The following is a 25,054-nucleotide window of genomic DNA, read 5'->3' as shown; positions in this document are numbered from 1 at the left end:
ATGCGCGTGTGGATCGACGCCGATGCTTGCCCGCGCGCGGCCAAGGACCAGGTGGTGAAGTTCGCCCTCAAGCGTCAGTTCGAGGTGGTGCTGGTGGCCGGGCAGAGCCAGATCAAGCCGGCCTTTGCCTGCGTGAAGCTGATCGTGGTGCCCAGCGGCCCGGACGCGGCGGATGACTACCTGGTGGAGCACGCGGTGCCCGGTGAACTGGTGATCTGCAGCGACGTGCCCCTGGCTGACCGCCTGGTGAAGAACGGCGTGACGGCCCTCGACCCGCGCGGCAAGGAATTCAGCCCGCAGAACATGAGTGAGCGGCTGGCGGTGCGTAACCTGTTCACCGATCTGCGCGAGCAAGGTCAGATGGGCGGTGGTCCACCGCCCCATGGGGAAAAGGACAAGCAAGCGTTCGCCAACGCACTCGACCGCCTGCTCACACGCTTGATGCGGGCCGGTTAGTCGTTTTCGTGGGTCAGCTCCAGCACCCGATCCACCAGCTTGTTGATGCCTGACGCGACTTCGCTGATGTTCTTGCCGAGCATATAGGCGGGGGTGCTGACCAGCTTGCGCGCGGTGTCTTCGACGATATCGTCCACCGCGCATGCCTGGTGGTGGGCGCCCATCTTGTCCAGCGCGGCGGCGGTGTCGGCATCGTTGCCGATGGTGCAGGTCACTCCCGGGCCATAGATCTTCGCGGCCAGGGCCGGCGAGATGCAGATCAGTCCCAGCGGCTTGCCCGCTTCGACAAAGGCTTCGGCCAGCGCCAATACCTGCGGGTTGAGGCTGCAACCGGCGCCTGCGCTGGCAAAGTTCGACAGGTTCTTCGCCGCGCCAAACCCGCCAGGCACGATCAGCGCGTCGAAATCCTCGGCGTTGGCTTCACGAATGTCTTTCACGTCGCCCCGGGCAATGCGGGCGGACTCCACCAGCACATTGCGCGACTCGGGCATTTCTTCGCCCGTGAGGTGGTTGATCACGTGCAACTGCGCGATGTCGGGTGCAAAGCATTGGACCTGAGCGCCGCGCTGATCCAGGCGCAGCAGGGTGATCACGCTTTCATGGATTTCTGCGCCGTCGTACACGCCACAGCCGGAAAGGATCACTGCAATCTTTTTGCTCATGGGCATTTCTCCTGATTCATGGCGTTAAATGTCTACTAATTTGTCATCTGTTGCCAATGGGAACTCCCGCCGCAGCCCCTAATCTTGATGCAATAAAAACAGACCGGACTAGCCCATGGACTTCGTGCCTTACGCGGTACCGTTTTTCATCGCCTTGATCGTGGTTGAACTGTTCGTCGACCGTTGGCGCGGCGCGCGCAATTATCGGGTGGCGGATGCCATCAACAGCCTCAGCACTGGCGTGCTGTCCACCACCACCGGGCTGCTGACCAAGGGCGTGGGATTGCTGACCTACGCATTCGCCCTCAAGCACCTGGCGCTGATCGAGCTGTCGGCCGAGAGCGTCTGGACCTGGGTGTTCGCCTTTGTGTTCTACGACTTCTGCTATTACTGGCTGCATCGCTGCGGTCACGAGCGCAATATCCTGTGGGCCGCGCATTCGGTGCATCACCAGAGCGAGGACTACAACCTCACCACCGCCTTGCGCCAGACCAGCACCGGCTTTCTGCTGAGCTGGATCTTCTATCTGCCTCTGGCCGTGCTCGGCGTGCCGCTGGTGGTATTTATCAGCGTCGCCTCGCTCAACCTGTTGTATCAATTCTGGGTCCACACCCGCCATGTGCCCAAGCTCGGCTGGTTCGAGTGGTTCTTCGTCACCCCATCCAATCATCGGGCCCACCATGCACAGAACGCTCTCTACATGGATCGCAACTACGGCGGGGTGTTCATTATTTGGGACCGGCTGTTTGGCTCGTTTCAGGAAGAAGACGAAAACGAGCCGGTGATCTTTGGCGTCACCACCCCCTTGGCCAGTTGGAACCCGCTGTGGGCCAACCTGCAGTTCTATGCGCAGTTGTGGAGTGACGCGCGGCGCACGCAAAGCCGTTGGGACAAGCTGCGCATCTGGTTCATGCGTACCGGCTGGCGGCCGGCCGACGTGAAGGCCAACTACCCGTTGACCAAGCCGGACTTGAGCCAGTTCCGCAAGTTCGAGGTGCCGCTGGATACGCGGCAACAGGTGTACGTCGCCGTGCAATTCGCGGTGTATGTGGGGTTTGGCAGTTATTTGATGAACGTCGGCGAAGGGCTGCCCACGGCGGCGTTGGTGCTGGGCTGGAGTGCAATGGCGTTGGGCCTGTTCAGCCTGGGCGTCGCCCTGGAGAACCGCCCGTGGGCGTTGAAGGCGGAACTGGTGCGTCTGGGCCTGAATGTGCCGTTGGTATGGCTGGCGCCGCTGGTCGGGCTTTGGCCGGCCAGCCACCTGGGCTGGCCGGGTCTGTTGAGCTACAGCTTGCTGAGCCTGATTGGCCTCTACTGCTGCCGAGGCCGGCTTACTCGACTGGCGTCTTAGGCGGCTCGGCCGGGCTGGTCTCACTCAGTTGTGCGGCCGCCAGTCGAGCCTTGGCGTCGGCACAGGCTTGACGGGCGATGCGCGCGTTCTTGAACCGCCGCCGCAGCCAGAGAACCAGGCCCAGCAGTAACAACGCACCCAGCACCCACAGCTCGTACTTCTTGATGCTGCCCAGCATGCCTTCCAGCACCGCGCCGAAATGGTACGCCGCCGCGCCGAGTGCCGCCGCCCAGACCGCCGCGCCAATGCCGTTGAGTAACAGGTAGCGCAAGGGCGGATAGCCGGACAGGCCAATCGCCACGGGCATCACCGTGCGCAATCCGTAGACAAAGCGGAAGCTCAACACCCAGATATCCGGGTGCTTGCGGATATGTTCCAGGGCTTTGTCGCCCATCAATTGCCAGCGCGGTTTACGTGCCAACAGTTTGCGGCCGTGCTTGCGCCCCATGTAATACCAAAGCTGGTCGCCGGCGTAGCTGCCAAAAAAAGCAACGACCACCACCAGGTTGATATCCATGTACCCACGGAACGCCAGGAAGCCTGCGAGAACGAGTATGGTCTCGCCTTCGAAGAACGTCCCGAGGAAGAGGGCAAAGTAGCCGAAGTCATGCAGAAATTGTTGAAGCATGGTCTGGGTGCTGGCGAAATGAACGCGCAGCCTACGCCTTCGCGATCATTCGTGAAAGTATCGAGATGTGTCACGAAGTGAACAATTCCTACAGAAACGCCGAATGCGACTACAGGTCGCATCGTTAAGCACAACTGTCATACCTTCGTCATAATGGCCGCTTATAACTGCAACACTCGCCCGTAAACGCGGGCTCAGGAGTCTGTCGTGAGCTTTACCCCTGCCAATCGCCTGTTTCCCGCGACCCGTCTGCGTCGCAACCGTCGTGATGATTTTTCTCGCCGTCTGGTCCGTGAAAACGTACTGACCACGAACGATCTGATCCTGCCGGTCTTTGTGCTGGACGGGGAAAACCGTCGGGAAGCCGTGGCGTCGATGCCGGGTGTCGAGCGCTTGACCATTGATTTGCTGCTGGAAGAGGCGGCGAACTGGGTCGAGTTGGGGATTCCGGCGCTGGCGCTGTTCCCTGTCACGCCTGCTGAACTCAAGTCCCTCGATGCCGCCGAAGCCTGGAACCCGCAAGGGATCGCCCAGCGCGCCACCCGTGCGTTGCGTGAGCGCTTCCCGGAATTGGGGGTGATCACCGATGTGGCCCTGGACCCGTTCACCACCCACGGGCAGGATGGCATCCTGGATGAAGACGGCTACGTGCAGAACGACATCACCGTCGACGCGCTGGTCAAGCAAGCCTTGTCTCATGCCGCCGCCGGGGCCCAGGTGGTCGCGCCGTCGGACATGATGGACGGCCGCATCCAGGCGATCCGCGAAGCCCTGGAACTGGCCGGCCATGTCAATGTGCGGATCATGGCCTACTCGGCCAAATACGCCAGCGCCTACTATGGTCCGTTCCGCGATGCGGTGGGCTCGGCCCTGAACCTGGGCAAGGCCAACAAAGCCTCGTACCAGATGGACCCGGCCAACAGCCATGAAGCACTGCACGAAGTGGCCGCCGACCTGGCCGAAGGCGCCGACATGGTGATGGTCAAGCCCGGGATGCCTTACCTGGACATCCTTTATCGGGTCAAAGAGGAATTCAAGGTGCCGACCTTTGTCTATCAGGTCAGCGGTGAATACGCCATGCACATGGCCGCGATCCAGAATGGTTGGTTGAGTGAAGGGGTGATCCTCGAATCCCTGACAGCCTTTAAACGTGCTGGCGCTGATGGCATTCTGACCTACTTCGCCGCCCGCGCTGCCCAATTGCTTAGAGAGCAACAATAGCCCTCACAGGAACACTCGATGAATACCGAAGGACTCTCAGAAGTTGCCGTAAAAGACGCCCACCCGGTGGTCGAATCCGTCGCCGAGACCCCGCCGGTGCCGGAGCCTGCGCCGCCGGTGGTGGTCGCCGAAGCGCCGGCCCCGGCGCCAGCGCCTGCCGTGGTGACCAACCTGGATGACAGCAGCCTGTACATCCACCGTGAGTTGTCACAACTGCAATTCAACATCCGCGTGCTGGAACAGGCGCTGGATGAGTCCTACCCGTTGCTGGAACGCCTGAAATTCCTGCTGATTTTCTCCAGCAACCTGGACGAGTTCTTCGAGATCCGCGTCGCCGGCCTCAAGAAGCAGATCACCTTCGCCCGTGAACAAGCCGGCGCCGATGGCCTGCAACCGCATCAAGCCCTGGCGCGCATCAGCGAGCTGGTACACGGGCATGTGGATCGCCAATACGCGATCCTCAACGACATCCTGCTGCCGGAACTGGAAAAACATCAGGTCCGCTTCATCCGTCGCCGTCACTGGACCACCAAGATCAAGACCTGGGTGCGTCGCTACTTCCGCGACGAGATTGCGCCGATCATCACGCCGATCGGTCTCGACCCGACTCACCCGTTCCCGTTGCTGGTCAACAAGAGCCTGAACTTCATCGTTGAGCTTGAAGGTATCGACGCCTTCGGTCGCGATTCCGGCCTGGCGATCATCCCGGCACCGCGTCTGCTGCCACGGATCATCAAGGTACCGGAAGAGGTGGGGGGCGCTGGCGATAACTATGTATTCCTGTCGTCGATGATCCACGCGCACGCCGATGACCTGTTCCAGGGCATGAAGGTCAAGGGCTGCTACCAGTTCCGCCTGACCCGTAACGCCGACCTGGCGCTGGACTCCGAAGACGTCGAAGACTTGGCCCGCGCCTTGCGCGGCGAGCTGTTCTCGCGGCGCTACGGCGATGCGGTGCGTCTGGAAGTGGCCGACACCTGTCCGAAACATCTGTCGGACTACCTGCTCAAGCAGTTCAACCTCGGCGAGAGCGAGCTGTACCAGGTCAACGGCCCGGTCAACTTGACGCGTCTGTTCAGCATCACCGGCCTGGACAGCCACCCGGAGCTGCAATACACGCCGTTCACGCCGCAGATCCCGAAACTGCTGCAAAACAGCGAAAACATTTTCAGCGTGATCAGCAAGCAGGACATCCTGTTGCTGCACCCGTTCGAGTCCTTCACCCCGGTGGTCGACCTGTTGCGCCAGGCCGCCAAGGACCCGCATGTACTCGCCGTGCGCCAGACCCTGTACCGCAGCGGTGCCAACTCGGAGATCGTCGACGCCCTGGTGGACGCTGCGCGTAACGGCAAGGAAGTCACCGCGGTGATCGAACTGCGCGCGCGCTTCGACGAAGAGTCCAACCTGCAACTGGCCAGCCGCCTGCAAGCGGCCGGCGCGGTGGTGATCTACGGTGTGGTCGGGTTCAAGACCCACGCCAAGATGATGCTGATCCTGCGCCGCGAAGCCGGTGAGATCGTGCGTTACGCGCACTTGGGCACCGGCAACTATCACGCCGGTAACGCCAAGCTCTACACCGACTACAGCCTGCTGACCTCCGACGACGCCTTGTGTGAAGACGTCGGCAAGTTGTTCAGCCAGTTGATCGGCATGGGTAAGACGTTGCGCATGAAGAAGCTGCTGCATGCGCCGTTCACCCTGAAGAAGGGCATGCTCGACATGATCGCCCGCGAGACTCAGTTCGCGCTCGACGGCAAACCGGCGCACATCATCGCCAAGTTCAACTCGCTGACCGATCCGAAGATCATCCGCGCGCTGTACAAGGCCAGCCAGTCCGGCGTGCGTATCGACCTGGTGGTACGCGGCATGTGCTGCCTGCGGCCGGGCATTGCCGGGGTCTCGCACAACATCCATGTGCGCTCGATCATCGGGCGCTTCCTGGAGCACACGCGGGTGTTCTACTTCCTCAACGGCGGGGAGGAGCAGATGTACCTCTCCAGCGCCGACTGGATGGAGCGCAACCTCGACAAGCGCGTGGAGACGTGCTTCCCGGTGGAGGGCAAGAAGCTGATCATGCGGGTCAAGAAAGAGCTGGAAAGTTATCTCACCGATAACACCCACAGCTGGAGCCTGCAGTCGGACGGCCGCTACGTGCGCAACACGCCGACCGGCAACCAGAACCCGCGCAGCGCCCAGGCCACCTTGCTGGAGAGGCTGGGTAGCCCGATTCTCGCAGTGAATTAACCGACCTAATGTGGGAGGGGGCTTGCCCCCGATGGCGATGGTTCAGTCAAAGTACCAAGTGACTGACCCACCGCCATCGGGGGCAAGTCGAATCGTCGCACCGCCCCTCCCACATGTATTTTCGGTGTTCTTTAGCGCACGTTCAGGCTGAACCCCACCCGCGTCAGCCACTCCGCTTCCTGGGCGAAGTCCGCCTGGGTCAGCTGGTTTTCCTCCAGCCAGCCTTCCGGGAACACCACGTCGAGGCTGTCGCCGCTGGCGCGCAGGGTCACCTGGGGCATTTCCTGGGTGCCACGGATGTGGTGGAACAGGATCGCAAAGCGCAGCAGCACGCACAGGCGGATCAGCTTGATGCCTTCGTCACCGAATTCGGCGAACTTGTCCTTGGGGATATTGCGGCGATGGCCGCGTACCAGCAGCGCGAGCATCTGCTGGTCTTCCCGGGAGAAACCAGCCAGGTCGGAGTGCTCGATCAGGTAGGCGCCGTGCTTGTGGTAATGGTAGTGGGCGATATCCAGGCCCACTTCATGCACCTTGGCCGCCCAGCCCAGCAGTTCGCGCCATACACCGTCTTCCAGGTCCCAATCCGCGGCCACCTGGTCGAAGGCATGCAGGGCTTTGCGTTCCACGCGGGCCGCTTGTTCCAGATCGGCGTGATAGCGCTCCATCAGCGAGCTGAGGGTGCGCTCACGCACGTCCTCATGGTGATGACGGCCGAGCAGGTCGTAAAGCACGCCTTCGCGCAGGGCGCCGTCGCAGTGGTCCATGCGTTGCAGTTCGAGGGCGTCGAAGATCGCTTCGAGAATCGCCAGGCCCGCCGGGAAAATCGTGCGGCGGTCGGGCTTGATGCCATCGAAGTCGATTTTTTCGGCATCTCCCAGCTTGAACAGCTTGCGCTTGAGCCACGCCAGGCCTTCGGCGTTGACCTCGCCGGTGCCATGGCCGCCGGCTTTCAAGGCCAGGCCGATGGCGCGGATGGTGCCGGACGAGCCGATCGCTTCATCCCACGACAGGCGATGCAGGGCGTGCTCGATGCTCATGATTTCCAGCCGCGCCGCCGTGTAGGCCTGGGCATAACGCGCCGGGGTGATCTTGCCGTCCTTGAAATAACGCTGGGTATAGCTGACGCAGCCCATCTGCAGGCTTTCGCGCAGCAGCGGCTCGAAGCGCTGGCCGATGATGAATTCGGTACTGCCGCCGCCGATGTCCGCCACCAGGCGCTTGCCAGGGGTGTCGGCCAGGGTGTGGGACACGCCGAGGTAGATCAGGCGCGCTTCTTCGCGTCCGGAGATGACTTCCACCGGGTGCCCGAGGATCTCCTCGGCGCGGCGGATGAATTCGCCCCGGTTACGGGCTTCGCGCAACGCGTTGGTGCCGACGATTCGCACAGCACCCGGGGGCATGCCGTTGATCAACTGGGCAAACCGCTTGAGGCAATCGAGCCCGCGCTGCATGGATTCTTCATTGAGCTGGCGCGCGTCGTCGATTCCGGCAGCCAGTTGGACTTTTTCGCCTAGCCGCTCAAGGATGCGGATTTCGCCGTTCTGGGCCTTGGCCACGACCATATGAAAGCTGTTGGAGCCCAGGTCGATGGCGGCGATCAGGGACAGATTCTTGGCTTGGGATTGCGGCATGGTTAGAGGGTCTCGGTCGATAACCTGACCATCGTGCCACGATCGACCGCTGGAGCCAACGCGTGGCGCTCCGGTAATTTTCCTAAGGGTGTCTGCGAGGAATTCTTGTGGGAAATGTAGGGTGGGTTTCTAAATATCCACTGAATGAGGTTTTAGTTTTGTAGGAGTTTTTAACTAGTTGTTGTTGTAAAGCTTTTTATGATTTTCCCTACAGAGTGCTTGTTGATGTTCCATTGGTTTTTTTGTTTAGGACTACCTCGCGGTCGGGTAAAGGCGACTCTTTGTTTTTACGGCTCCCACACTAACTGATGTGTTATCTGATTCTTTAATGAAGTGCCAAAGCGACAGACTGTCACCCGGCAATATTGCCTGGGTGTTATTTATTTATAGTCGTGCAGGTCCGGAGAAATAAGCCGTTTGGCGCTGGACTTGCCGAGAGATAAATAAAGAACGCCTGATAACTTTCAGTGACAGGTCGAATATGAAAAAAATTGTTGGATTGACTCTCGGTCTCGCTTGCCTGGCTGCGGCCATCAGTGCTAACGCATCCACCAGTGCCGAACTGGTCGTCAGGGGCACGATCAAACCCGCTGCCTGCAACCTGAGCATGACTGGCGGCGGCATTATCAATTACGGCGATATTCCTTCGGGCCAACTCTCCCAGACGGCGTTCAACCCGCTTCGGGAAATGACCACGCCCCTGTCCGTCAATTGCGGCACCGGCAGCGCTCCGTTCGGGCTGACATTCACCGACCTGCAGGCCGGCAGCAGGGTAACGGGCATCCTCAGCGCCCTTGGCGCAGGCTATACCGAGGTGCATAACTTCGGCTTGGGTTCGGTCGCTGGCAAAAATACCGGTGGCTATGCGGTTACGCTCAGGGACCTCAGGTCGCCGGGCAAAACGCTGACGGCTCTTACACGTGTCGGCGAAGGCGCGGCCTGGCAGAGCAGTGATGGCAAAGTCGCGAAATCGCCTAACCAATCTTCGTGGCGCAGTGGCACTTCGCTCATTCCGGCCGAACTCTCTCAACTGACCGGGACTATTGCAGTACGGGCCGTGATCAACAAAGGCCAAGACTTGAACCTGGCTCGCGACGTTACTCTTGATGGTCGCGCAACGCTTACTTTGGTTTACCTCTAAGCGGCTGAAATACAGCCGATCAAAGAACGCACGCGTTCTGATCGGCTGTTTTCATGTGGGTGCTTGGCTATCAATTGCCAACTTCATGGTCTGCGGGGAACACTGAGTGCGTAGTCTTTCAGTAATAAATAATCTGCTGTTGTTGTGTGCAAGTGTGTGTCTGTGTTTTACCGGCATGGTATTGGCGGACGGAATGTTGCCGGAAACCTCGGTTGTGGTTCTTTATGAGGAACAGGGCGAGGCCACGATAAATATCAAGAACACCGATTCGGGGCCGGCGCTGCTTCATTCAGTCGTACTGAACGTGCCCGAAGACGTAGAGCCCCTATTGATTGTCACGCCGCCTATTGCGCGTGTGGAACCCGGTGAAACCCAGTTGGTGCGTTTCATCAGCACCTTGGAAGCACCGCTGAAGACCCAGCGCTTGAAGCGTGTGTCCTTCGAGGGTATTCCGCAGGCGCGTGCCGCAGGGGGTGCGACCATCGGTATCACCCTTCGGCAGAACCTGCCGCTGATCCTGCACCCCAAAGGCTTGCCTCAACATCACACGCCCTGGGAGCTGCTGAAGTGGCGGCGGGCAGGAGAGATGCTGGCTGTTCACAACGACAGTGCTTATGTGGTGCGCCTGGCGCCGGAGGTGCAGTTGCTGCCCCAACGGGTTCTGGCGACGTTGCCGCGTGCTTACATTTTGCCGGGGGAGGCGTTGACGGCGAAGGTTGACGGAACATTGGACGGCTTGGCCGAAGTCGAGATCCAGCCCGCCACGGTCTATGGATTTTCGGTGGACAGCTACCGCGCCCCGATCAGTACCGATGGGGGTTGAGCGGCTTATGAAAAACCTGTCGAGTAACACGCCTGCGGTTTCCATCCGGTCTCGCCGCCCCACGCTGCTCATCGGGTTTGCGACCCTGTGGAGCTTGCCCGGCCTGGCTCCGGCGCTCGAGTTGGGCGAGGGTTTCGACCTCGCGGCACTGACCACCCACGGTATTGACCCGAAGGTCTCCGACTACTTCCGCAGTGCGGCGCGTTTTCGCGAAGGCGTCCAGGTGGTGGGGCTGCGGGTCAACGGGAACCCGCTCGGGTCAGTCGATGCGCGGTTCGACGCACAGGGGCAATTGTGTTTCACCCCGGGCTTGCTCGAGAAAGCCGGGTTGGTGCAGCCCCGCGCCGTTGTCCGCAAAGGCGCCTCACCGGACCAGGCCTGCCATGACTTTCTGGGCGCCTTCCCGACGACGATGGTTCGGCTCCGGCCCGGCATCGATGAGGTGGCACTGGTGGTGCCGACCCAGTCATTGCGTGAACCCCAGTGGGAGGCCGGGGACTTTGCCCAGGGTGGCGCAGCGGCGATGTTCAACTATGACGTGCTGGGTTTCGACAACCGTTCGCGCAGTGAGTCCAGCCGGTTCGTGTCGGCCTACACCGAAGCAGGCTTCAACCTGGGCGACTGGATTGTCCGCAGCCGCCAATTCTATGTGTCCGACAATGGCGACGCGCGCACCGAACACCTGTACGCCTTCGCCCAGCGGGATCTGGCCGTGCTGCGATCGACGTTCCAGGTGGGCCAGCTCTCCAGCAACAATCCGCTGTTTGGCGGCATCCAGTTGTCCGGTGTGCAGTTTTCCCCCGATGGCCAGTCGCGGATGCCGGCGGGCGGCAATAATGCGGTGGTCGAGGGGCTGGCCCAGAGTCAGTCGCGGATTGAAGTGCGCCAGTCCGGCGTGCTGATCCATAGCACGCTGGTGCCCGAAGGCCCCTTCCGGCTGACCGGGTTGCCTTTGCTCAATGGCACCAGCGACCTCGAAGTCAGCGTGATCGATGTACGCGGCGCCAAGCGCAGTTTCGTGGTGCCGGCGGCTTCGTTCGCGGGGGCGGCCCCGGCGGCGCCCGGCTATTATTTTTCGCTCGGCAAGGTGCGCGAAAACATCGACGCGCGGGCGCCGTCGCCGGTGGTCGCCATGGGCAGCGGCACCTGGGGTCTGGGGCGTGAATCGTCGGCGGGGTTTGGCTTATTGAGCACCGATGAATACTGGTCGGCAGGCGGCACCCTGAGCAGCGTCTTTTTCCAGCGGGTTGCGGTTGGCGCTCGCCACAATGTGTCCCGGGACGGCCGTAACGCGGTGTCGGGTTCGCGTAGCAGCGTGTCCGCGAGCAGCCCGGTCTACGCCAATATAGACGTCAACTTCAGCGCCACCACCCAGACCCGGGGGTATCGCGAGGTGCTTGAAGCGGGCCGCTCGTTCAAGGCCGACGAGTTGGGTTCGCGCTTCAAGAACCAGTACACGGCGGGCATGAGCTGGGCCGATCCAACCCTGGGCGTGTTCTCCCTGGGTTATTCGCGCAGCGCGCAATTTGACCGGCAAACGGCCGAACATGTGTTTGCTTCGTGGAACAAGTCGTTCAGTCACGTCGATGTTGCTTTGATCGCCGACTCGCAGGTGGGCGGCACGCGGCCGCGGCGTGACGCCAGCGTTGCCGCCGGCCGGCGCGATAGCACGGTGGACAATGATCTGTCGGTACGGTTGCAGATCAGCGTGCCGCTGGGCGGTGATCGTCGTGTGAACAGCTACGTCAGCCGGCGTGGTAACCAGTCCCGCGCCGGTACGGCACTCAGCGAACGGGTCAATGACTATGTGAATTACGAGGTAGGAGTCGAGCGCGACCTCAGCGCCCGCGAACAAGCGGTTCGCGGCCATGTGGACCTGCTGCCGCGCTACACCCGCGTCGGCCTGGGCGTCAGCCGAGATGCCCAGGGCACCGGTTATACGGGGCAACTGCAAGGCGGCATCGTCGCGCACGAAAACGGCCTGACCTTCTCGCCCTATCCCGTGCAGGACACGTTCGGCATCGTCTCCGTGGGGGATATCGGCTCCGCGAAAGTCGAAACCCCCCAGGGGCCGGTGTGGACCGACTTCACCGGGCAGGCCGTGATTGCCGGCTTGCCCGCGTATGCCAACAGCCGCGTCGAAGTGCAGACGCAGTCGTTGCCCAGGCGGGTTGACCTGAAGAACGGCACCCAGGTGCTCGCCGCCGGTCGCGGGTCCTTCAATACCGTCGCGTTCGATGTGGTGACAGTGCGCCGCGTGTTGCTCACCGCCAGCGATCAGCACGGTCAGCCGTTGCCCCAGGGCGCGTCGGTGTTCGGCCAGGATGGCCGCTTCCTCACCAGCGTGGTGGGCGAAGGCATGATTTTCCTGAATGACGTCAATGAGTCGCAAAGCCTGCGGGTTTCGTTGCCGGACTCTTCCACCTGCCAACTGAGCCTTGACCCCGGAACCCAGCCTGACCATGACAAGTTCTATGAGACCACGACGGCGGTGTGCCATGGCCGCTAAGTGGAGAAGCGCGGGCGTCGTCCTGTTCTGCGCGCTGTTGATGGCCCAGGGCGTGCGCGCTGAAAACTGCCGGTTGTCCGTGAGCCAGCCGCGCCTCGACTATGGCGTCATTCGCAGGGAGGCCGTCGTCCAAAGCACCTCCGTGGCCCTCGGCACCCGCACGCTGCACCTGAACGTCGTGTGTACGCAGCCTTCGATGATTGCGTTGCGCTTCATCGGTGCGGCGGATGGGCAAGGTTTCCGGTTTGACCGCCAGGGGCGTATGCGCCTGAGTCTCAAGCATGCCCAGGTCGATGGGCGCGCCGTCGAGTGGGGGGTGGCGCACTTGCCCGGTGAAACCGTCAGCGGGGCGTTGTTGCCGGGCCAGGTCCTGGTGGCACGCGCAGCAGGTCAAGCGCTGGTCGGCCAGCGCCTGACGGCCCAGGTCGATGTCGATATCGACCTGCCTTCCGATGCCCTGCAGGTCCGTGATGAAACGCGGCTGGAGGGGCAGGGCACCTTCGAGCTGGTCAGCCCGGCTGCCCCACCGAGCCGATGAAGTTGGCCAGTTCGGGGGTGCGGGGGTTGGCGAACAGCGCCTGGGGCGGGCCCACTTCATGCACCTTGCCTTGGTGCATGAACACCAGTTTGTCCCCGACTTCGCGGGCGAAACGCATTTCGTGGGTCACCATGATCAGGGTCATGCCGTCCTTGGCCAATTGGCGCACCACGCTAAGCACTTCATTGACCAGCTCTGGGTCCAGCGCCGAGGTGATCTCGTCGCACAGCAGCACTTTGGGCGACATGGCCAGGGCGCGGGCTATCGCGACGCGTTGTTGCTGGCCACCGGACAGGCGATCAGGGAAGGCGTCGAACTTCTCGCCCAGGCCGACCCGCTCCAGCATCTGCCGCGCCAACTGGGCGGCCTTGGCCTTGGGCACTTTCTGCACCACCTGCGGCGCGAGCATGACGTTTTCGCCCACCGTCAGGTGCGGGAACAGGTTGAACTGCTGGAACACCATGCCGACTTTCTGCCGCAGGCTACGCAGGTCGGCGCGGGCGGCGTCGAGGTATTCGCCGTCGACTTCGATCACGCCGTCGTTGATCGACTCCAGGCCATTGAGGGTGCGCAGCAAGGTCGATTTGCCCGAGCCGCTGCGGCCGATGATCGCGACGACCTGGCCTTCTTCAACGGTCAAGTCGATGCCCTTGAGCACATGGTGATCGCCGTAATACTTATGCAGGGCGGAAATTCTAAGCAGAGGCATGCAGTCTCCTTTCCAGGTAGCGCGCACTGAGGGACAAGGGGTAGCAGAGCAGGAAGTAACCGAGGGCCACCAGGCCATAGACCATAAAGGGCTCGAACGTGGCGTTGGCGAGCATGCCGCCGGTCTTGGTCAGTTCGGTGAAGCCGATGATCGAGGTCACCGCGGTGCCTTTGACCACTTGCACCGAGAACCCCACGGTAGGCGCCACGGCAATCCGCAGGGCCTGGGGCAGGATCACGTAGCGCAGCTGTTCCAGCGGGCTCAGGGCCAGGCTGGCCGAGGCTTCCCACTGCCCGTGGGCGATGGAGTCGACGCAGCCGCGCCAGATCTCGGCGAGGTAGGCGCTGGTAAACAAGGTCAAGGCAATCGCCGCCGCCAGCCAGGGCGAGATGTCCACCCCGAGCAGGGCGACGCCGAAAAACACCAGGAACAGCTGCATCAACAGCGGCGTGCCCTGGAACAGTTCGATATAGGTGCGGGCGACATTGCGCGGGAAGGCTTTGCGGCTGATACGCATCGTCATCACCAGCAGGCCGATCAGGCCACCGCCCACAAACGCCACCAGCGACAGCAACAGTGTCCATTGCAGGCCGATGAGCAGGTTGCGCACGATGTCCCAGAAGGAAAAATCACTCATCGGCTGTTCCTCATCACAAACCGGCGGCCGATCCAGTTGAGCAACTGGCGAATCATCAACGCCATGCACAGGTACACCAGGGTGGTCAGGGCATAGGTCTCAAAGGCGCGGAAGTTGCGCGACTGGATGAAGTTGGCGGCAAAACTCAGCTCTTCGGTGGCGATCTGCGAACACACCGCCGAGCCGAGCATCACAATGATGATCTGGCTGCTCAGGGCCGGCCACACCTTGCCCAGCGCCGACAGCAGCACCACATGGCGGAACGCCTCGAAGCGCGTCATCGCCAGGGCGGCAGCAGCCTCCAGCTGACCGCCGGGGATCGCCTGGATGCCGGCGCGGATGATCTCGGTGGAATAGGCGCCCAGGTTGATCACCATCGCCAATACCGCCGCTTGCCACTCGGTGATTTTCAGCCCCAGGGAGGGCAGGCCGAAGAAGATGAAAAACAACTGCACCAGAAATGGCGTGTTGCGGATCAACTCGACATACACCCCGAAGAACCAGGCGAACGGCTGGATTTTCCACGCCCGCACCACTGCGCCGACGGTGCCCAGGGCCACCCCCAGGATTGCGCCGATCGCCGTCAGTTCAAGGGTGAACAGGGCGCCGCGCAACAGCAGGTCGGTATTGGCCAGCACCGGCACAAAGTCGAATTGATAGGCCATGAATCAGCTCCGTCGCGGGCTTCAGAGATCAGCAGGCAGAGGTTCTTTCAGCCACTGCATTGCATTCTTTTCCAGGCTGCCGTCAGCCTTGGCCGCCACCAGGATCTGGTTGACCTTCTCCAGCAGCGCCGGCTCGTTCTTGTTCACGCCCACGTACACCGGCGAATCCTTGAGCTTCACTTTCAGCGCTGGCACGCGTTTCGGGCTGCGCTCGCTGATCGCAACCATCACCACGTTGCCGCTGGCGATCAGGTCGACCTGGCCGGCCAGGTAGGCGGCGATGGTCGAATTGTTGTCTTCGAAGCGCTTGATCGTGGCTTCCTTGGGCGCGACGGCCGTCAGCTCAATGTCTTCGATGGCGCCACGGGTCACGCTGATGGTCTTGCCCTTGAGGTCGTCGGTGCTGCTGATGGCGGCGTCAGGCGGGCCGAACACGGCCAGGTAGAACGGCGCGTAGGCCTTGGAGAAGTCGATGACCTTTTCCCGCTCGGGGTTCTTGCCCAGGCTGGAAATCACCAGGTCGACCTTGCCGGTCGTGAGGAACGGGATGCGGTTGGTGCTGTTGACCGGGGTCAGCTCCAGTTTGACCTTGAGCTGGTCGGCCAGCAGCTTGGCGGTGTCGATGTCCAGGCCGCGTGGTTTCATGTCGGGGCCGACCGAGCCGAACGGCGGGAAGTCCTGGGGCACGGCGACCTTCAAGGTGCCGCGGGCAACGATATCGTCCAGACCGTTGGCCTGGGCGGGTGCCTGGCTCAGCATCAGGCTGGCAAACAGGGCGGTGAGCAGGGCGCTGTAGCGCTTGGTCATGGGAACTCTCCGAGAAGGGCGAAGGGGCATTCTGTTTTTGCCCAGTGCACAGCCCATGCCATCCCGGCTCGGTTCGTCTGCAAGGCCGGGATTTGTTGAACTTCGGTGGTCTTACTGGTCTGAACAGTGAGCGCGGCTTTCGCACCTTTTTCGAGCGCCGCCCAAAGCGCGCGAGCCCCTTTGGGGCGTGGCTTGCCGCCGGGCACGAATAGCTTTACAACTAGCCGCTCAGTTGTCTGGAACCTTGAGTTTTTTATGAATTCCATCGCCCAAGCGGTACCGGAAGCGGCCTTGCAGGCCATCCGCAAACTGATCAAGGAGCAAGGCTTCGGGCCGGGCGACGCACTGCCGTCCCAGCGCGACCTGGCGCTGCAGTTGGGCGTGAGCCGGGCGTCATTGCGCGAGGCGTTGTCGTCCCTGAGTGCCTTGGGGGTGGTCAGCGTGCAGCCGGGCAAAGGCGTGTTCGTGCAAGAGGCACAGGAGCCGCCGGAGTTTGCGTGGCCCTTCGCGGCCCAGGCGACGCCGCTGGATATCTTCCAGTTGCGCTATGCCCTGGAAGGGTTTGCGGCAGGGTTGGCGGCCGTCACGCTGACCATTGATGAACTGGATAGCCTGGAAGAGAATGTCGAAGCCATGCGCAAGGTGCTCAAGGCCGGCGACTTCGAAGCGGCCGCGCGGCTGGACTTCGAATTCCACCAGCGCATCCTCCTCGCCAGCGGCAACCAGGCGATGGTCAGCATCCTGAGTGCCAGCGCCGAGGTGTTCCTGGAGAGTCAGAAGCTACCGTTCATCCGGCCGGAGCGGGCCATGGAAACCTGGCAGGAGCACCGCAGAGTCCTGCGCGCCCTGGCCCGGCGCGCGAGCGCGGCGGCGCAGAAAACCATGCAGGAACATGTACGTAATGCGGCGTTGCGCACCGGGATTGCATTCGTGACTCCCGTAGCGCCGTGAGCGAGGCGATACCCAAACTCATGCGCCACCATAGCAAGAGTCAATCAGAGGCGGCTTCCTGAACGAGGGAAGGGCAGCTATGATGGGCCACGTTTTTTTTGCTTACAATCCGGAGACATCCATGAGCAACGATCTTATCAAGCACGTCACCGACGCGACCTTTGAGGCCGAAGTACTCAAGGCTGCTGGCCCGGTGCTGGTTGACTACTGGGCTGAATGGTGTGGCCCTTGCAAAATGATCGCTCCGGTTCTGGACGACATTGCAACCGAGTACAACGGCAAATTGACCATTGCCAAGCTGAACATCGACGAAAACCAGGAAACCCCGGCCAAGCATGGCGTGCGTGGTATTCCGACCCTGATGCTGTTCAAGGACGGCGAAGTCGCAGCGACCAAAGTGGGCGCGCTGTCGAAGTCCCAACTGGCTGCATTCATCGACGTGAACATCTAAGCGCCGTCAAAAAAGCCCCGCAAATTGCGGGGCTTTTTCGTGAAACAGGGCTAGACGCTCCGAAACTCAGGTGGTACATTCGGCCCCGCACTGGTTTCTCCACTGCCCCCTGCAAGCCGTCGCCGACGCATTCCTTTTCGATTAGTACGCGATCCTGTCGCCTTCTCTGCGGCGCGGCCTCATTAAGCCAAAAGCTTAATTTCCCCCCTCCATAAATGATTACGTCATTCCTATATGAATCTGACTGAACTCAAGCAAAAGCCGATTACCGAACTGCTCGAATTGGCCGAACAGATGGGCATAGAAAATATGGCCCGTTCGCGCAAGCAGGACGTGATTTTCTCCTTGCTCAAAAAGCACGCGAAAAGCGGCGAGGAAATCTCCGGTGATGGCGTGCTGGAGATTCTCCAGGACGGCTTCGGCTTCCTCCGCTCTGCAGACGCTTCCTATCTCGCCGGTCCAGACGATATCTACGTCTCGCCGAGCCAGATCCGCCGCTTCAACTTGCGCACCGGTGACACCATCGTTGGCAAGATCCGTCCGCCGAAGGAAGGCGAGCGTTATTTCGCCCTGCTCAAGGTCGACACGATCAACTTCGATCGTCCAGAGAACGCGAAAAACAAGATTCTCTTCGAGAACCTGACCCCGCTGTTCCCGACCGTGCGAATGAAGATGGAAGCCGGCAACGGTTCTACCGAAGACTTGACCGGTCGTGTAATCGACCTGTGCGCCCCGATCGGCAAGGGCCAGCGCGGCCTGATCGTCGCACCGCCGAAAGCCGGTAAGACCATCATGCTGCAGAACATTGCAGCGAACATCGCGCGTAACAACCCTGAAGTTCACCTGATCGTGCTGCTGATCGATGAACGTCCGGAAGAAGTGACCGAAATGCAGCGCACCGTGCGCGGCGAAGTGGTTGCCTCGACGTTCGATGAGCCGCCAACCCGCCACGTGCAGGTTGCCGAAATGGTGATCGAGAAGGCCAAGCGCCTGGTCGAACACAAGAAAGACGTGGTGATCCTGCTCGACTCCATCACCCGTCTGGCCCGTGCCTACAACACCGTGATCCCGAGCTCCGGCAAGGTATTGACCGGTGGTGTCGATGCCCACGCCCTGGAGAAACCGAAACGTTTCTTCGGCGCCGCGCGGAATATCGAAGAAGGCGGCTCGCTGACCATCATCGCCACCGCGCTGGTTGAAACCGGCTCGAAGATGGATGAAGTGATCTACGAAGAGTTCAAGGGTACCGGCAACATGGAACTGCCCCTGGACCGTCGTATCGCTGAAAAGCGTGTGTTCCCGGCGATCAACATCAACCGCTCCGGCACCCGCCGTGAAGAGCTGCTGACAGCCGACGACGAACTGCAGCGCATGTGGATTCTGCGCAAGCTGCTGCACCCGATGGATGAAGTCGCGGCCATCGAGTTCCTGATCGACAAGCTGAAAACCACCAAGACCAACGACGAGTTCTTCCTGTCGATGAAGCGTAAGTAATACGACGTTTCAGGTCCAAAAAAAATGGCGTCCTTCGGGGCGCCATTTTTTTTGTATCTAGAAAGGGAGGTTTGAGCGCTTAAAGTGTCAGTTAAGAAACAAAAGGATGAGCGAGGCTACGCTCGTTCCCATTCGTTTCTGGCTGACTCTGGATTTATGACCATTCTTGCTTACCGAAGAGACATTGATGGCTTGCGTGCTGTCGCTGTCCTCGCAGTCGTGCTGTTCCACTTTGGCGTTCCGGGTGTTACTGGCGGCTTTGTCGGTGTCGATGTGTTCTTCGTGATTTCCGGCTTCCTGATTACCTCGATCATCTGGCGCGAACGCCAGGCTGGGCGTTTCAGTTTCGTGGGCTTCTGGGCGCGCCGTGCCCGGCGTATCTTGCCGGCGTTGTTCGTGATGATGGCCGCGACACTGGCCGTGGGCTGGTTTTTGCTGGCGCCCAAGGACTATGAAGAGCTGGGGCGGTCGGCGCACTACCAGGTGACCTTTACCTCCAACCTGCTGTTTGCACGCCAGCACGGTTATTTCGATGCAGCCTCCGACATAAAACCCTTGTTGCACACCTGGTCGCTGGCGGTGGAGGAGCAGTTCTACATCTTCTTCCCGCTGTTGCTGGCCCTGCTTTCAAGCCGCTTGAAACACTGGCGCCTGGCGTTGTTCGCGGTGCTGCTGGTGTCGTTTGGCATGAGTGTCTGGGCGGTTTCCCATCAGCCGCAGAAAGCGTTCTACCTGCTGCATCTGCGTGCCTGGGAATTGCTGGCCGGCGCCATGCTGGCGGTGATGCCGAAGGTTGAGTGGCGCGCCTCGCCGCCCCTGGCGCAAGCGGTCAGCCTGGCTTCCCTGGCATTGATCCTGACTGCCATATTCGGTTTCGACCGGCATACACCGTTCCCTGGCGCGGCCGCTTTGCTGCCGGTGCTGGGCGTGGTCGGGTTGATTTGGGCCAATGGGCAGCAAGCCACCTGGGTCGGGCAGCTGCTGAGTTCGCGGCTGATGGTGGGGCTGGGGCTTATCTCCTATTCCTGGTATCTGTGGCATTGGCCGGTGTTCGTGTACGCCAACTACGCAGCGGTTGATGGCTTGAGCGCGGCGGAATTGGCCGGGTTGATGCTGCTGAGCCTGGTGCTGGGTTATTTGTCCTGGCGCTTCGTGGAGGCGCCATTCCGGGAAAAACGTCTGCTGGCCGGACGCAAGGCGATCCTGGCTGGCGCCGCGGCCGGCATTTTGTGTCTCGGCCTTACTGGCCTGGCATTGCGGGAAGCCGATGGCGTGCCGTGGCGCCTGTCCGAACAGGCATTGCGTTATGCCCAGGCGAAGAAGTGGAGCCCGGAGCTGACGGCCTGCCTGGCGGACAAGAACACCCCGGATGAGCGGCTGTTCTGCCATTTCGGCCCACAAAGCCACTCGGTGTCCGCGCTGGTCTGGGGCGACAGCCACGCCACCGCATTGATTCCGGCGCTGAAGGATGCGGCCAAACGGCACGATATCAGTCTGGTCCAGGCCAGTTTCGCCGGTTGTGTACCGTTGGACGGTCTGGAGAACATCACCCAGTGCGCGCATTTCAACCAGCGCGTCGAGCAGGCCCTGGCCGAGCAGTCGTTCAGCGATGTCGTGCTGGCGGCGCGCTGGAGCCTGTACCTCTATGGGCAGATGTCGGGTGACAAGGAACATGCGCTAAAAGACCTGGGCACCGGCAAGTACGTGCGTGCCGTGGCCGAGCAGCGTTTCGAACAGGGCCTGCGTGAACGCATCCAGGGGCTGCGCGCCGCCGGGCATCGCGTGTGGCTGGTCAAGGAAGTGCCGTTGCAGGAAATCATTGTGCCGTACCGCCTCAGTCGCCTGGCCATGATGCACCGGCCGGTGGACGGCGAAGGGCTCCCCGTGGCGGAGCACGAGAAGCGCCAGGCCTTTATCACTCGACTGTTTGACGAGCTGGCCGCCGCCGACAGTGGCGTCACCGTGCTGGACCCCGCGCCCCTGCTGTGTGGCGCCGACGGCCTGTGCCGGGTCGAGCTCGACGGCCGCGCGCTGTACACCGACGATAACCACCTCTCCGACGTCGGCGCGCGACATGTCCAGGCGTTCCTGGAACCGCTGTTCCGTTCGCTGCAATCACGGGGGCTGACGGCCAATTAAGCTGCCAGCCGTCCTCAGAGCAGGTAGGATGTACGCCTATTTTACGGGTGGCATGGTTAATGAAATTCAAGGATCTTCGGGATTTCGTGCAGCAACTTGAGCAGCGCGGAGAGTTGAAACGCATCCACGTGCCGGTTTCGCCGGTGCTGGAAATGACTGAGATTTGCGACCGTACCCTGCGCAACAAGGGCCCGGCGCTGCTGTTCGAGAACCCGACCGGTTTTGATATCCCGGTGCTCGGCAACCTGTTCGGCACCCCCGATCGCGTGGCCTTTGGCATGGGCGCCGAGTCGGTCAGCGAATTGCGCGAGATCGGCAAGTTGCTGGCGTTCCTCAAGGAGCCCGAGCCACCCAAGGGCTTGAAGGACGCCTGGTCGAAGCTGCCGATCTTCCGCAAGATCATTGCCATGGCGCCCAAGGTGGTCAAGGACGCGGTGTGCCAGGAAGTGGTCATCGAAGGCGATGACGTCGACCTGGGCATGCTGCCGGTGCAGACCTGCTGGCCCGGCGATGTCGGCCCGCTGATCACCTGGGGCCTGACCGTCACCAAGGGCCCGAACAAGGATCGCCAGAACCTCGGCATCTACCGTCAGCAAGTGATCGGCCGCAACAAGGTGATCATGCGTTGGCTGAGCCACCGCGGCGGCGCGCTGGACTTCCGTGAATGGTGCGAAAAGCACCCCGGCAAGCCGTTCCCGGTCTCCGTGGCCCTGGGCGCCGACCCGGCCACCATCCTCGGCGCCGTGACCCCGGTGCCGGACAGCCTGTCCGAATACGCCTTCGCCGGCCTGCTGCGCGGCAACCGCACCGAGCTGGTGAAGTGCCGTGGCAACGACCTGCAAGTGCCGGCCACCGCGGAAATCATCCTCGAAGGCGTGATCCACCCCGGCGAAATGGCCGACGAAGGCCCCTACGGCGACCACACCGGCTACTACAACGAAGTCGACAGCTTCCCGGTGTTCACCGTCGAGCGCATCACTCATCGGATCAAGCCGATCTACCACAGCACCTACACCGGCCGTCCGCCGGATGAGCCGGCGATTCTCGGTGTGGCGCTGAACGAAGTGTTCGTGCCGATCCTGCAGAAGCAGTTCCCGGAAATCACCGACTTCTACCTGCCGCCGGAAGGCTGTTCGTACCGCATGGCCATCGTGACCATGAAGAAGTCGTACCCAGGCCATGCCAAGCGGGTCATGCTCGGCGTGTGGTCGTTTTTGCGACAGTTCATGTACACCAAGTTCGTTATCGTCACCGACGACGACATCAACGCCCGCGACTGGAACGACGTGATCTGGGCCATCACCACGCGCATGGACCCCAAGCGCGACACGGTGATGATCGACAACACGCCGATCGACTACCTCGATTTCGCCTCGCCGGTCTCGGGCCTGGGCTCGAAGATGGGCCTGGATGCCACGCACAAATGGCCGGGTGAGACCACCCGCGAGTGGGGCAGGGTGATCGTCAAGGACGAAGCCGTGACGGCGCGTGTCGATGCGATCTGGAAAGAGTTGGGAATAGATTGATGCGTGTGACCCTGCAACCTTCCGGCGCCGTATTGGAGCTGGTCCCCGGTGAGCGAATCCTCGAAGGTGCGCGCCGCCTGGGCTACGAATGCCCGCAAGCCTGTCGCAATGGCGTGTGCCACGTGTGCGCGGCGCTGTTGGTGGACGGCCGGGTGCGGCAGTCCGGTGAAATACGCGACCACGGGGAGTTCTACACCTGCATCGCCGAGCCGCTGGAGGATTGTGTGGTGTTGTGGGATGGCGTGCTGGCGCCGGGAGAGTTGCCGTTGCGCAAGTTGTCGTGCCAAGTGAGTGAATGCGTGCAAGTCGGTGGCGATGTATGGCGCGTGCGCTTGCTCGCCCCGGCCGGCAAGGCCGTGCGTTACCACGCCGGGCAATACCTGATGATTGAACGGGATAACGGCGAGAAGTCGGCGTTTTCCCTGGCTTCGGCGCCCCACGCCGGACGCGAACTGGAACTGCACGTGCTGGCCCGCGAGGACAGCGCGCGCAATCTGATTGAGCAGTTGCAGCGCAACCGGATGGCCCGCATCGAGCTGCCGTTTGGCGATACCCACCTGGCCGAGTTGCCCGATGGGCCGTTGGTGCTGATCGCTGCGGGCACCGGCATGGCGCAGATGCACAGCCTGATCGAGCACTGCCGCGCCACCGGCTTCAAACACCCGGTGCATTTGTATTGGGGCGTGCGGCGTCCGGAAGATTTCTACGAGATCGAGCATTGGGATCAATGGCTGCAACTGCCCAACCTGTTCCTGCACAAAGTGGTCAGTGACCTGTGCGGTTGGGAAGGACGCTGTGGGCTGTTGCATGAAGCGGTGTGCGAAGACATCCACGACCTCAAAGGCGTGCATGTCTACGCCAGCGGTTCACCGGCGATGATCTACGGCACATTGGATGCGCTGGTGGCTGCGGGCATGGATGCACACCAGATGCGCGCCGACGTATTCGCCTACGCCCCGCGGCCCTGAAACCTGCGCCGGCTCTGGTGGAAGAGCTGGCGTTGCCGTCAGAAACGCACGCCGGTCGTGATCATCGCCGCATTGAACCCCAGCAGCACCAACTCCGCCGCCACCGGCCCGTAATGGGTGCCCACGGACGGTATGATCACCGGCGCCACGCCGAAACGGTTCAACGGGATTTTGTCGCGGTACTTGCCGCGATAGCCCTGGATCGCCCCGCCGGTCAGTTTCAGATACACCGGATAGTCGGTCATGTCATAGCGTTTGCCCGCGTAGACGTAGTACGAGCGTTGGCTGAACGAGTTGCGGAACGTCGCCGCCCCATACACCAAACCTGACGCTTCATTGCGCTCCAACCCAAGCAAATCCTGGTTGTTGTTGTGGTCCGGGTCGGGGGAGAAGTGCCGGGTGTAGACGCTGGTCTGCGCATACCAGAAGCCCTTGTCATCGTCGACGGGCGGGGTTTCGACAGCGAGAGCGGTGGTGGCCTGGGCCAGGAGCAGCAGGCCCGGCAATCGTAATTTTTTCATAGGTGCGACCTCGAGTAATCGGTGTGAGGGGTGACCGACTGAGTCGTGCCAGCTGCGCTATTTTGACGGTCAAGCGCTTTGCCGGGCTGAACCGGAGCTGAAAATACTGGGATTGCTTCTGGAGAATGCGGTGGTCGTTCAGCCTATTGTACTTTTTTGCCGTATGGTCACAGCAGCGCGTTTTATTACGGTAGAGTTGCTAACAATTGGTAACACATAGGAGGCGAGCCACTTTTCGCCATGACCGCCATCGAATCCGATCTTTTGCAATTGGCTTACCCTCCGCGGCTCGATCTGGGACCGCAACTCACGCACGAACAGTTGATGAACTCGATGCAGGCCACCATGGCCCGGCATAAGGGCGGGCCGGTCTGGCTATTCGCTTACGGTTCGCTGATCTGGCGGCCGGAATGTTCATCGACCGAGCGGGTTCGGGCGCGGGTCCATGGCTATCACCGTGGTTTGTACCTGTGGTCCCACGAGCATCGGGGTACGCCGGAGTTGCCCGGGTTGGTGTTCGGCCTGGATCGTGGTGGCTCGTGCAGCGGGTTTGCCTACCGTCTGCCGGAAGATCAGTTAGAAGCCTCGCTGTACGCCTTGTGGCAGCGCGAAATGCCTTACCCCTCCTATCGGCCGCACTGGCTCAGCTGCCGTCTGGAAGATGGCAGTCGGGTGCAGGCATTGGGGTTTGTATTGGAGCGGCACCTGCCGAGCTACGCTGGCAATCTGCCCGACATCGTGCTCAGCCACGTGCTGCAAAGCGCTTGCGGGCGTTACGGCACGACGCGCGATTATGTCGAGCAGACCGTCAACGCCCTGCGCAGCCACGCCATGCCAGACAAAAACCTGGAGGCGCGGCTCAAGCGTTGTGCCAAGGATTGCTCAGGCGATTAACGCGCCAAACGCAGGAAATATGAGCCAATGCATGTTCTCTACGAACATGTCGCGAATAGACAGGTGATGGTCGAGGACACCGCCC

At 61.5% G+C, this 25,054-nt stretch carries 23 protein-coding genes; 15 read left to right on the top strand and 8 right to left on the bottom strand.

Features of this window, described 5'->3' with window-relative positions; all coding sequences use genetic code 11:
* On the top strand, nt 1-456 hold the full coding sequence (locus tag INT12_RS11450; protein ID WP_017845147.1) for a YaiI/YqxD family protein: 456 nt from the start codon (nt 1-3) through the stop codon (nt 454-456).
* Here the strand turns inward: INT12_RS11450 and elbB are convergent.
* Nucleotides 453-1,118 carry an isoprenoid biosynthesis glyoxalase ElbB gene (gene elbB / locus INT12_RS11445; protein WP_079444912.1) on the bottom strand — a complete coding sequence of 222 codons (666 nt, stop codon included), beginning with the start codon at nt 1,116-1,118 and terminating at the stop codon, nt 453-455. The genes INT12_RS11450 and elbB overlap by 4 nt on opposite strands.
* Nucleotides 1,119-1,233: 115 nt before the next feature.
* Here elbB and INT12_RS11440 point away from each other — a divergent pair, with 115 nt between their 5' ends.
* Nucleotides 1,234-2,469 carry a sterol desaturase family protein gene (locus tag INT12_RS11440; RefSeq protein WP_193039533.1) on the top strand — a complete coding sequence of 412 codons (1,236 nt, stop codon included), beginning with the start codon at nt 1,234-1,236 and terminating at the stop codon, nt 2,467-2,469.
* Here the strand turns inward: INT12_RS11440 and INT12_RS11435 are convergent.
* Nucleotides 2,450-3,097 (bottom strand): DedA family protein, encoded by a 648-nt coding sequence (locus INT12_RS11435; protein WP_017845144.1) that lies wholly within the window; start codon nt 3,095-3,097, stop codon nt 2,450-2,452. The two genes, INT12_RS11440 and INT12_RS11435, sit on opposite strands and share 20 nt — an antisense overlap.
* 207 nt (nt 3,098-3,304) lie before the next feature.
* Here INT12_RS11435 and hemB point away from each other — a divergent pair, with 207 nt between their 5' ends.
* Together hemB and ppk1 are read left to right on the top strand one after the other, a co-directional pair.
* On the top strand, nt 3,305-4,318 hold the full coding sequence (gene hemB / locus INT12_RS11430) for a porphobilinogen synthase (RefSeq protein ID WP_057003998.1): 1,014 nt from the start codon (nt 3,305-3,307) through the stop codon (nt 4,316-4,318).
* 18 nt (nt 4,319-4,336) lie between these two features.
* On the top strand, nt 4,337-6,562 hold the full coding sequence (gene ppk1, locus INT12_RS11425; RefSeq protein ID WP_017845142.1) for a polyphosphate kinase 1: 2,226 nt from the start codon (nt 4,337-4,339) through the stop codon (nt 6,560-6,562).
* A gap of 131 nt (nt 6,563-6,693) precedes the next feature.
* Here ppk1 and ppx read toward each other — a convergent pair whose 3' ends face one another.
* Nucleotides 6,694-8,196 carry an exopolyphosphatase gene (gene ppx, locus INT12_RS11420; RefSeq protein WP_017845141.1) on the bottom strand — a complete coding sequence of 501 codons (1,503 nt, stop codon included), beginning with the start codon at nt 8,194-8,196 and terminating at the stop codon, nt 6,694-6,696.
* Between the two features lie 481 nt (nt 8,197-8,677).
* Here ppx and INT12_RS11415 point away from each other — a divergent pair, with 481 nt between their 5' ends.
* The 4 genes from INT12_RS11415 to INT12_RS11400 all read left to right on the top strand — a co-directional run bounded on the left by INT12_RS11415 (nt 8,678) and on the right by INT12_RS11400 (nt 13,207).
* Nucleotides 8,678-9,337 carry a DUF1120 domain-containing protein gene (locus INT12_RS11415; protein ID WP_017845140.1) on the top strand — a complete coding sequence of 220 codons (660 nt, stop codon included), beginning with the start codon at nt 8,678-8,680 and terminating at the stop codon, nt 9,335-9,337.
* 106 nt (nt 9,338-9,443) lie between these two features.
* Nucleotides 9,444-10,160 carry a fimbria/pilus chaperone family protein gene (locus INT12_RS11410; RefSeq protein WP_169796380.1) on the top strand — a complete coding sequence of 239 codons (717 nt, stop codon included), beginning with the start codon at nt 9,444-9,446 and terminating at the stop codon, nt 10,158-10,160.
* A gap of 7 nt (nt 10,161-10,167) precedes the next feature.
* Nucleotides 10,168-12,669: a fimbria/pilus outer membrane usher protein gene (locus INT12_RS11405; RefSeq protein ID WP_193058852.1), complete on the top strand. Its 2,502-nt coding sequence runs from the start codon at nt 10,168-10,170 to the stop codon at nt 12,667-12,669.
* Nucleotides 12,659-13,207 (top strand): hypothetical protein, encoded by a 549-nt coding sequence (locus INT12_RS11400; RefSeq protein ID WP_193040971.1) that lies wholly within the window; start codon nt 12,659-12,661, stop codon nt 13,205-13,207. The genes INT12_RS11405 and INT12_RS11400 overlap by 11 nt, the downstream gene beginning before the upstream one ends.
* Here the strand turns inward: INT12_RS11400 and INT12_RS11395 are convergent.
* The 4 genes from INT12_RS11395 to INT12_RS11380 are packed head-to-tail and all read right to left on the bottom strand — an operon-like array spanning nt 13,179 to nt 16,025.
* The gene (locus INT12_RS11395; RefSeq protein WP_017845136.1) at nt 13,179-13,916 is read right to left on the bottom strand and encodes an amino acid ABC transporter ATP-binding protein; all 738 of its coding nucleotides are present in this window, start codon (nt 13,914-13,916) and stop codon (nt 13,179-13,181) included. The genes INT12_RS11400 and INT12_RS11395 overlap by 29 nt on opposite strands.
* Nucleotides 13,903-14,553 (bottom strand): amino acid ABC transporter permease, encoded by a 651-nt coding sequence (locus tag INT12_RS11390; protein ID WP_017845135.1) that lies wholly within the window; start codon nt 14,551-14,553, stop codon nt 13,903-13,905. Before INT12_RS11390 ends, INT12_RS11395 begins: the two co-directional genes overlap by 14 nt.
* Nucleotides 14,550-15,218 (bottom strand): amino acid ABC transporter permease, encoded by a 669-nt coding sequence (locus INT12_RS11385; protein WP_193040970.1) that lies wholly within the window; start codon nt 15,216-15,218, stop codon nt 14,550-14,552. The genes INT12_RS11390 and INT12_RS11385 overlap by 4 nt, the downstream gene beginning before the upstream one ends.
* A gap of 21 nt (nt 15,219-15,239) precedes the next feature.
* Nucleotides 15,240-16,025, bottom strand: coding sequence for a transporter substrate-binding domain-containing protein (locus INT12_RS11380; protein ID WP_046381688.1), 786 nt, complete (start codon nt 16,023-16,025; stop codon nt 15,240-15,242).
* Nucleotides 16,026-16,280: 255 nt separating this feature from the next.
* On the opposite strand from INT12_RS11380, the gene INT12_RS11375 reads away from it, so the two are divergent.
* From INT12_RS11375 to INT12_RS11350, 6 genes are all read left to right on the top strand, one after another.
* Nucleotides 16,281-16,976 (top strand): FadR/GntR family transcriptional regulator, encoded by a 696-nt coding sequence (locus INT12_RS11375; protein ID WP_193040969.1) that lies wholly within the window; start codon nt 16,281-16,283, stop codon nt 16,974-16,976.
* A 121-nt stretch (nt 16,977-17,097) separates the two neighbouring features.
* Nucleotides 17,098-17,427: a thioredoxin TrxA gene (gene trxA / locus INT12_RS11370; protein ID WP_017845131.1), complete on the top strand. Its 330-nt coding sequence runs from the start codon at nt 17,098-17,100 to the stop codon at nt 17,425-17,427.
* Between the two features lie 234 nt (nt 17,428-17,661).
* Nucleotides 17,662-18,921, top strand: a complete 1,260-nt coding sequence (gene rho, locus INT12_RS11365; RefSeq protein ID WP_017845130.1) for a transcription termination factor Rho — start codon at nt 17,662-17,664, stop codon at nt 18,919-18,921.
* 156 nt (nt 18,922-19,077) lie between these two features.
* Nucleotides 19,078-21,060, top strand: coding sequence for an acyltransferase family protein (locus INT12_RS11360; RefSeq protein WP_193040292.1), 1,983 nt, complete (start codon nt 19,078-19,080; stop codon nt 21,058-21,060).
* 59 nt (nt 21,061-21,119) lie between these two features.
* Entirely contained in the window at nt 21,120-22,586 is a 1,467-nt protein-coding gene (gene ubiD, locus INT12_RS11355) for a 4-hydroxy-3-polyprenylbenzoate decarboxylase (RefSeq protein WP_046381692.1), read from the top strand.
* On the top strand, nt 22,586-23,554 hold the full coding sequence (locus tag INT12_RS11350) for a CDP-6-deoxy-delta-3,4-glucoseen reductase (protein ID WP_017845123.1): 969 nt from the start codon (nt 22,586-22,588) through the stop codon (nt 23,552-23,554). The genes ubiD and INT12_RS11350 overlap by 1 nt, the downstream gene beginning before the upstream one ends.
* 38 nt (nt 23,555-23,592) lie before the next feature.
* Here INT12_RS11350 and INT12_RS11345 read toward each other — a convergent pair whose 3' ends face one another.
* The gene (locus tag INT12_RS11345; RefSeq protein ID WP_017845122.1) at nt 23,593-24,075 is read right to left on the bottom strand and encodes a hypothetical protein; all 483 of its coding nucleotides are present in this window, start codon (nt 24,073-24,075) and stop codon (nt 23,593-23,595) included.
* Between the two features lie 240 nt (nt 24,076-24,315).
* Here INT12_RS11345 and INT12_RS11340 point away from each other — a divergent pair, with 240 nt between their 5' ends.
* The gene (locus INT12_RS11340) at nt 24,316-24,969 is read left to right on the top strand and encodes a gamma-glutamylcyclotransferase (protein WP_017845121.1); all 654 of its coding nucleotides are present in this window, start codon (nt 24,316-24,318) and stop codon (nt 24,967-24,969) included.
* The last annotated feature ends 85 nt before the right edge of the window (nt 24,970-25,054 follow it).

The sequence above is a fragment of the Pseudomonas sp. K8 genome (assembly GCF_014889455.1).
In the GTDB taxonomy this organism is placed as follows: domain Bacteria; phylum Pseudomonadota; class Gammaproteobacteria; order Pseudomonadales; family Pseudomonadaceae; genus Aquipseudomonas; species Aquipseudomonas veronii.
The sequence above is the reverse complement of the archived record's forward strand: the minus strand, read 5'-3'. Positions and strand labels throughout refer to the sequence as shown.

Excerpts from the sequence above, each read along its gene's own strand:
- ppx (WP_017845141.1), bottom strand. The coding sequence starts at position 8,196 with ATGCCGCAATCCCAAGCCAAGAATCTGTCCCTGATCGCCGCCATCGAC.
- INT12_RS11345 (WP_017845122.1), bottom strand. The coding sequence starts at position 24,075 with ATGAAAAAATTACGATTGCCGGGCCTGCTGCTCCTGGCCCAGGCCACC.
- INT12_RS11435 (WP_017845144.1), bottom strand. The coding sequence starts at position 3,097 with ATGCTTCAACAATTTCTGCATGACTTCGGCTACTTTGCCCTCTTCCTC.
- rho (WP_017845130.1), top strand. The coding sequence starts at position 17,662 with ATGAATCTGACTGAACTCAAGCAAAAGCCGATTACCGAACTGCTCGAA.
- INT12_RS11380 (WP_046381688.1), bottom strand. The coding sequence starts at position 16,025 with ATGACCAAGCGCTACAGCGCCCTGCTCACCGCCCTGTTTGCCAGCCTG.
- INT12_RS11450 (WP_017845147.1), top strand. The coding sequence starts at position 1 with ATGCGCGTGTGGATCGACGCCGATGCTTGCCCGCGCGCGGCCAAGGAC.
- INT12_RS11405 (WP_193058852.1), top strand. The coding sequence starts at position 10,168 with ATGAAAAACCTGTCGAGTAACACGCCTGCGGTTTCCATCCGGTCTCGC.
- INT12_RS11350 (WP_017845123.1), top strand. The coding sequence starts at position 22,586 with ATGCGTGTGACCCTGCAACCTTCCGGCGCCGTATTGGAGCTGGTCCCC.
- INT12_RS11415 (WP_017845140.1), top strand. The coding sequence starts at position 8,678 with ATGAAAAAAATTGTTGGATTGACTCTCGGTCTCGCTTGCCTGGCTGCG.
- INT12_RS11400 (WP_193040971.1), top strand. The coding sequence starts at position 12,659 with ATGGCCGCTAAGTGGAGAAGCGCGGGCGTCGTCCTGTTCTGCGCGCTG.
- INT12_RS11340 (WP_017845121.1), top strand. The coding sequence starts at position 24,316 with ATGACCGCCATCGAATCCGATCTTTTGCAATTGGCTTACCCTCCGCGG.
- ppk1 (WP_017845142.1), top strand. The coding sequence starts at position 4,337 with ATGAATACCGAAGGACTCTCAGAAGTTGCCGTAAAAGACGCCCACCCG.
- INT12_RS11375 (WP_193040969.1), top strand. The coding sequence starts at position 16,281 with ATGAATTCCATCGCCCAAGCGGTACCGGAAGCGGCCTTGCAGGCCATC.
- INT12_RS11360 (WP_193040292.1), top strand. The coding sequence starts at position 19,078 with ATGACCATTCTTGCTTACCGAAGAGACATTGATGGCTTGCGTGCTGTC.
- trxA (WP_017845131.1), top strand. The coding sequence starts at position 17,098 with ATGAGCAACGATCTTATCAAGCACGTCACCGACGCGACCTTTGAGGCC.
- INT12_RS11395 (WP_017845136.1), bottom strand. The coding sequence starts at position 13,916 with ATGCCTCTGCTTAGAATTTCCGCCCTGCATAAGTATTACGGCGATCAC.
- elbB (WP_079444912.1), bottom strand. The coding sequence starts at position 1,118 with ATGAGCAAAAAGATTGCAGTGATCCTTTCCGGCTGTGGCGTGTACGAC.
- INT12_RS11390 (WP_017845135.1), bottom strand. The coding sequence starts at position 14,553 with ATGAGTGATTTTTCCTTCTGGGACATCGTGCGCAACCTGCTCATCGGC.
- INT12_RS11440 (WP_193039533.1), top strand. The coding sequence starts at position 1,234 with ATGGACTTCGTGCCTTACGCGGTACCGTTTTTCATCGCCTTGATCGTG.
- ubiD (WP_046381692.1), top strand. The coding sequence starts at position 21,120 with ATGAAATTCAAGGATCTTCGGGATTTCGTGCAGCAACTTGAGCAGCGC.
- INT12_RS11385 (WP_193040970.1), bottom strand. The coding sequence starts at position 15,218 with ATGGCCTATCAATTCGACTTTGTGCCGGTGCTGGCCAATACCGACCTG.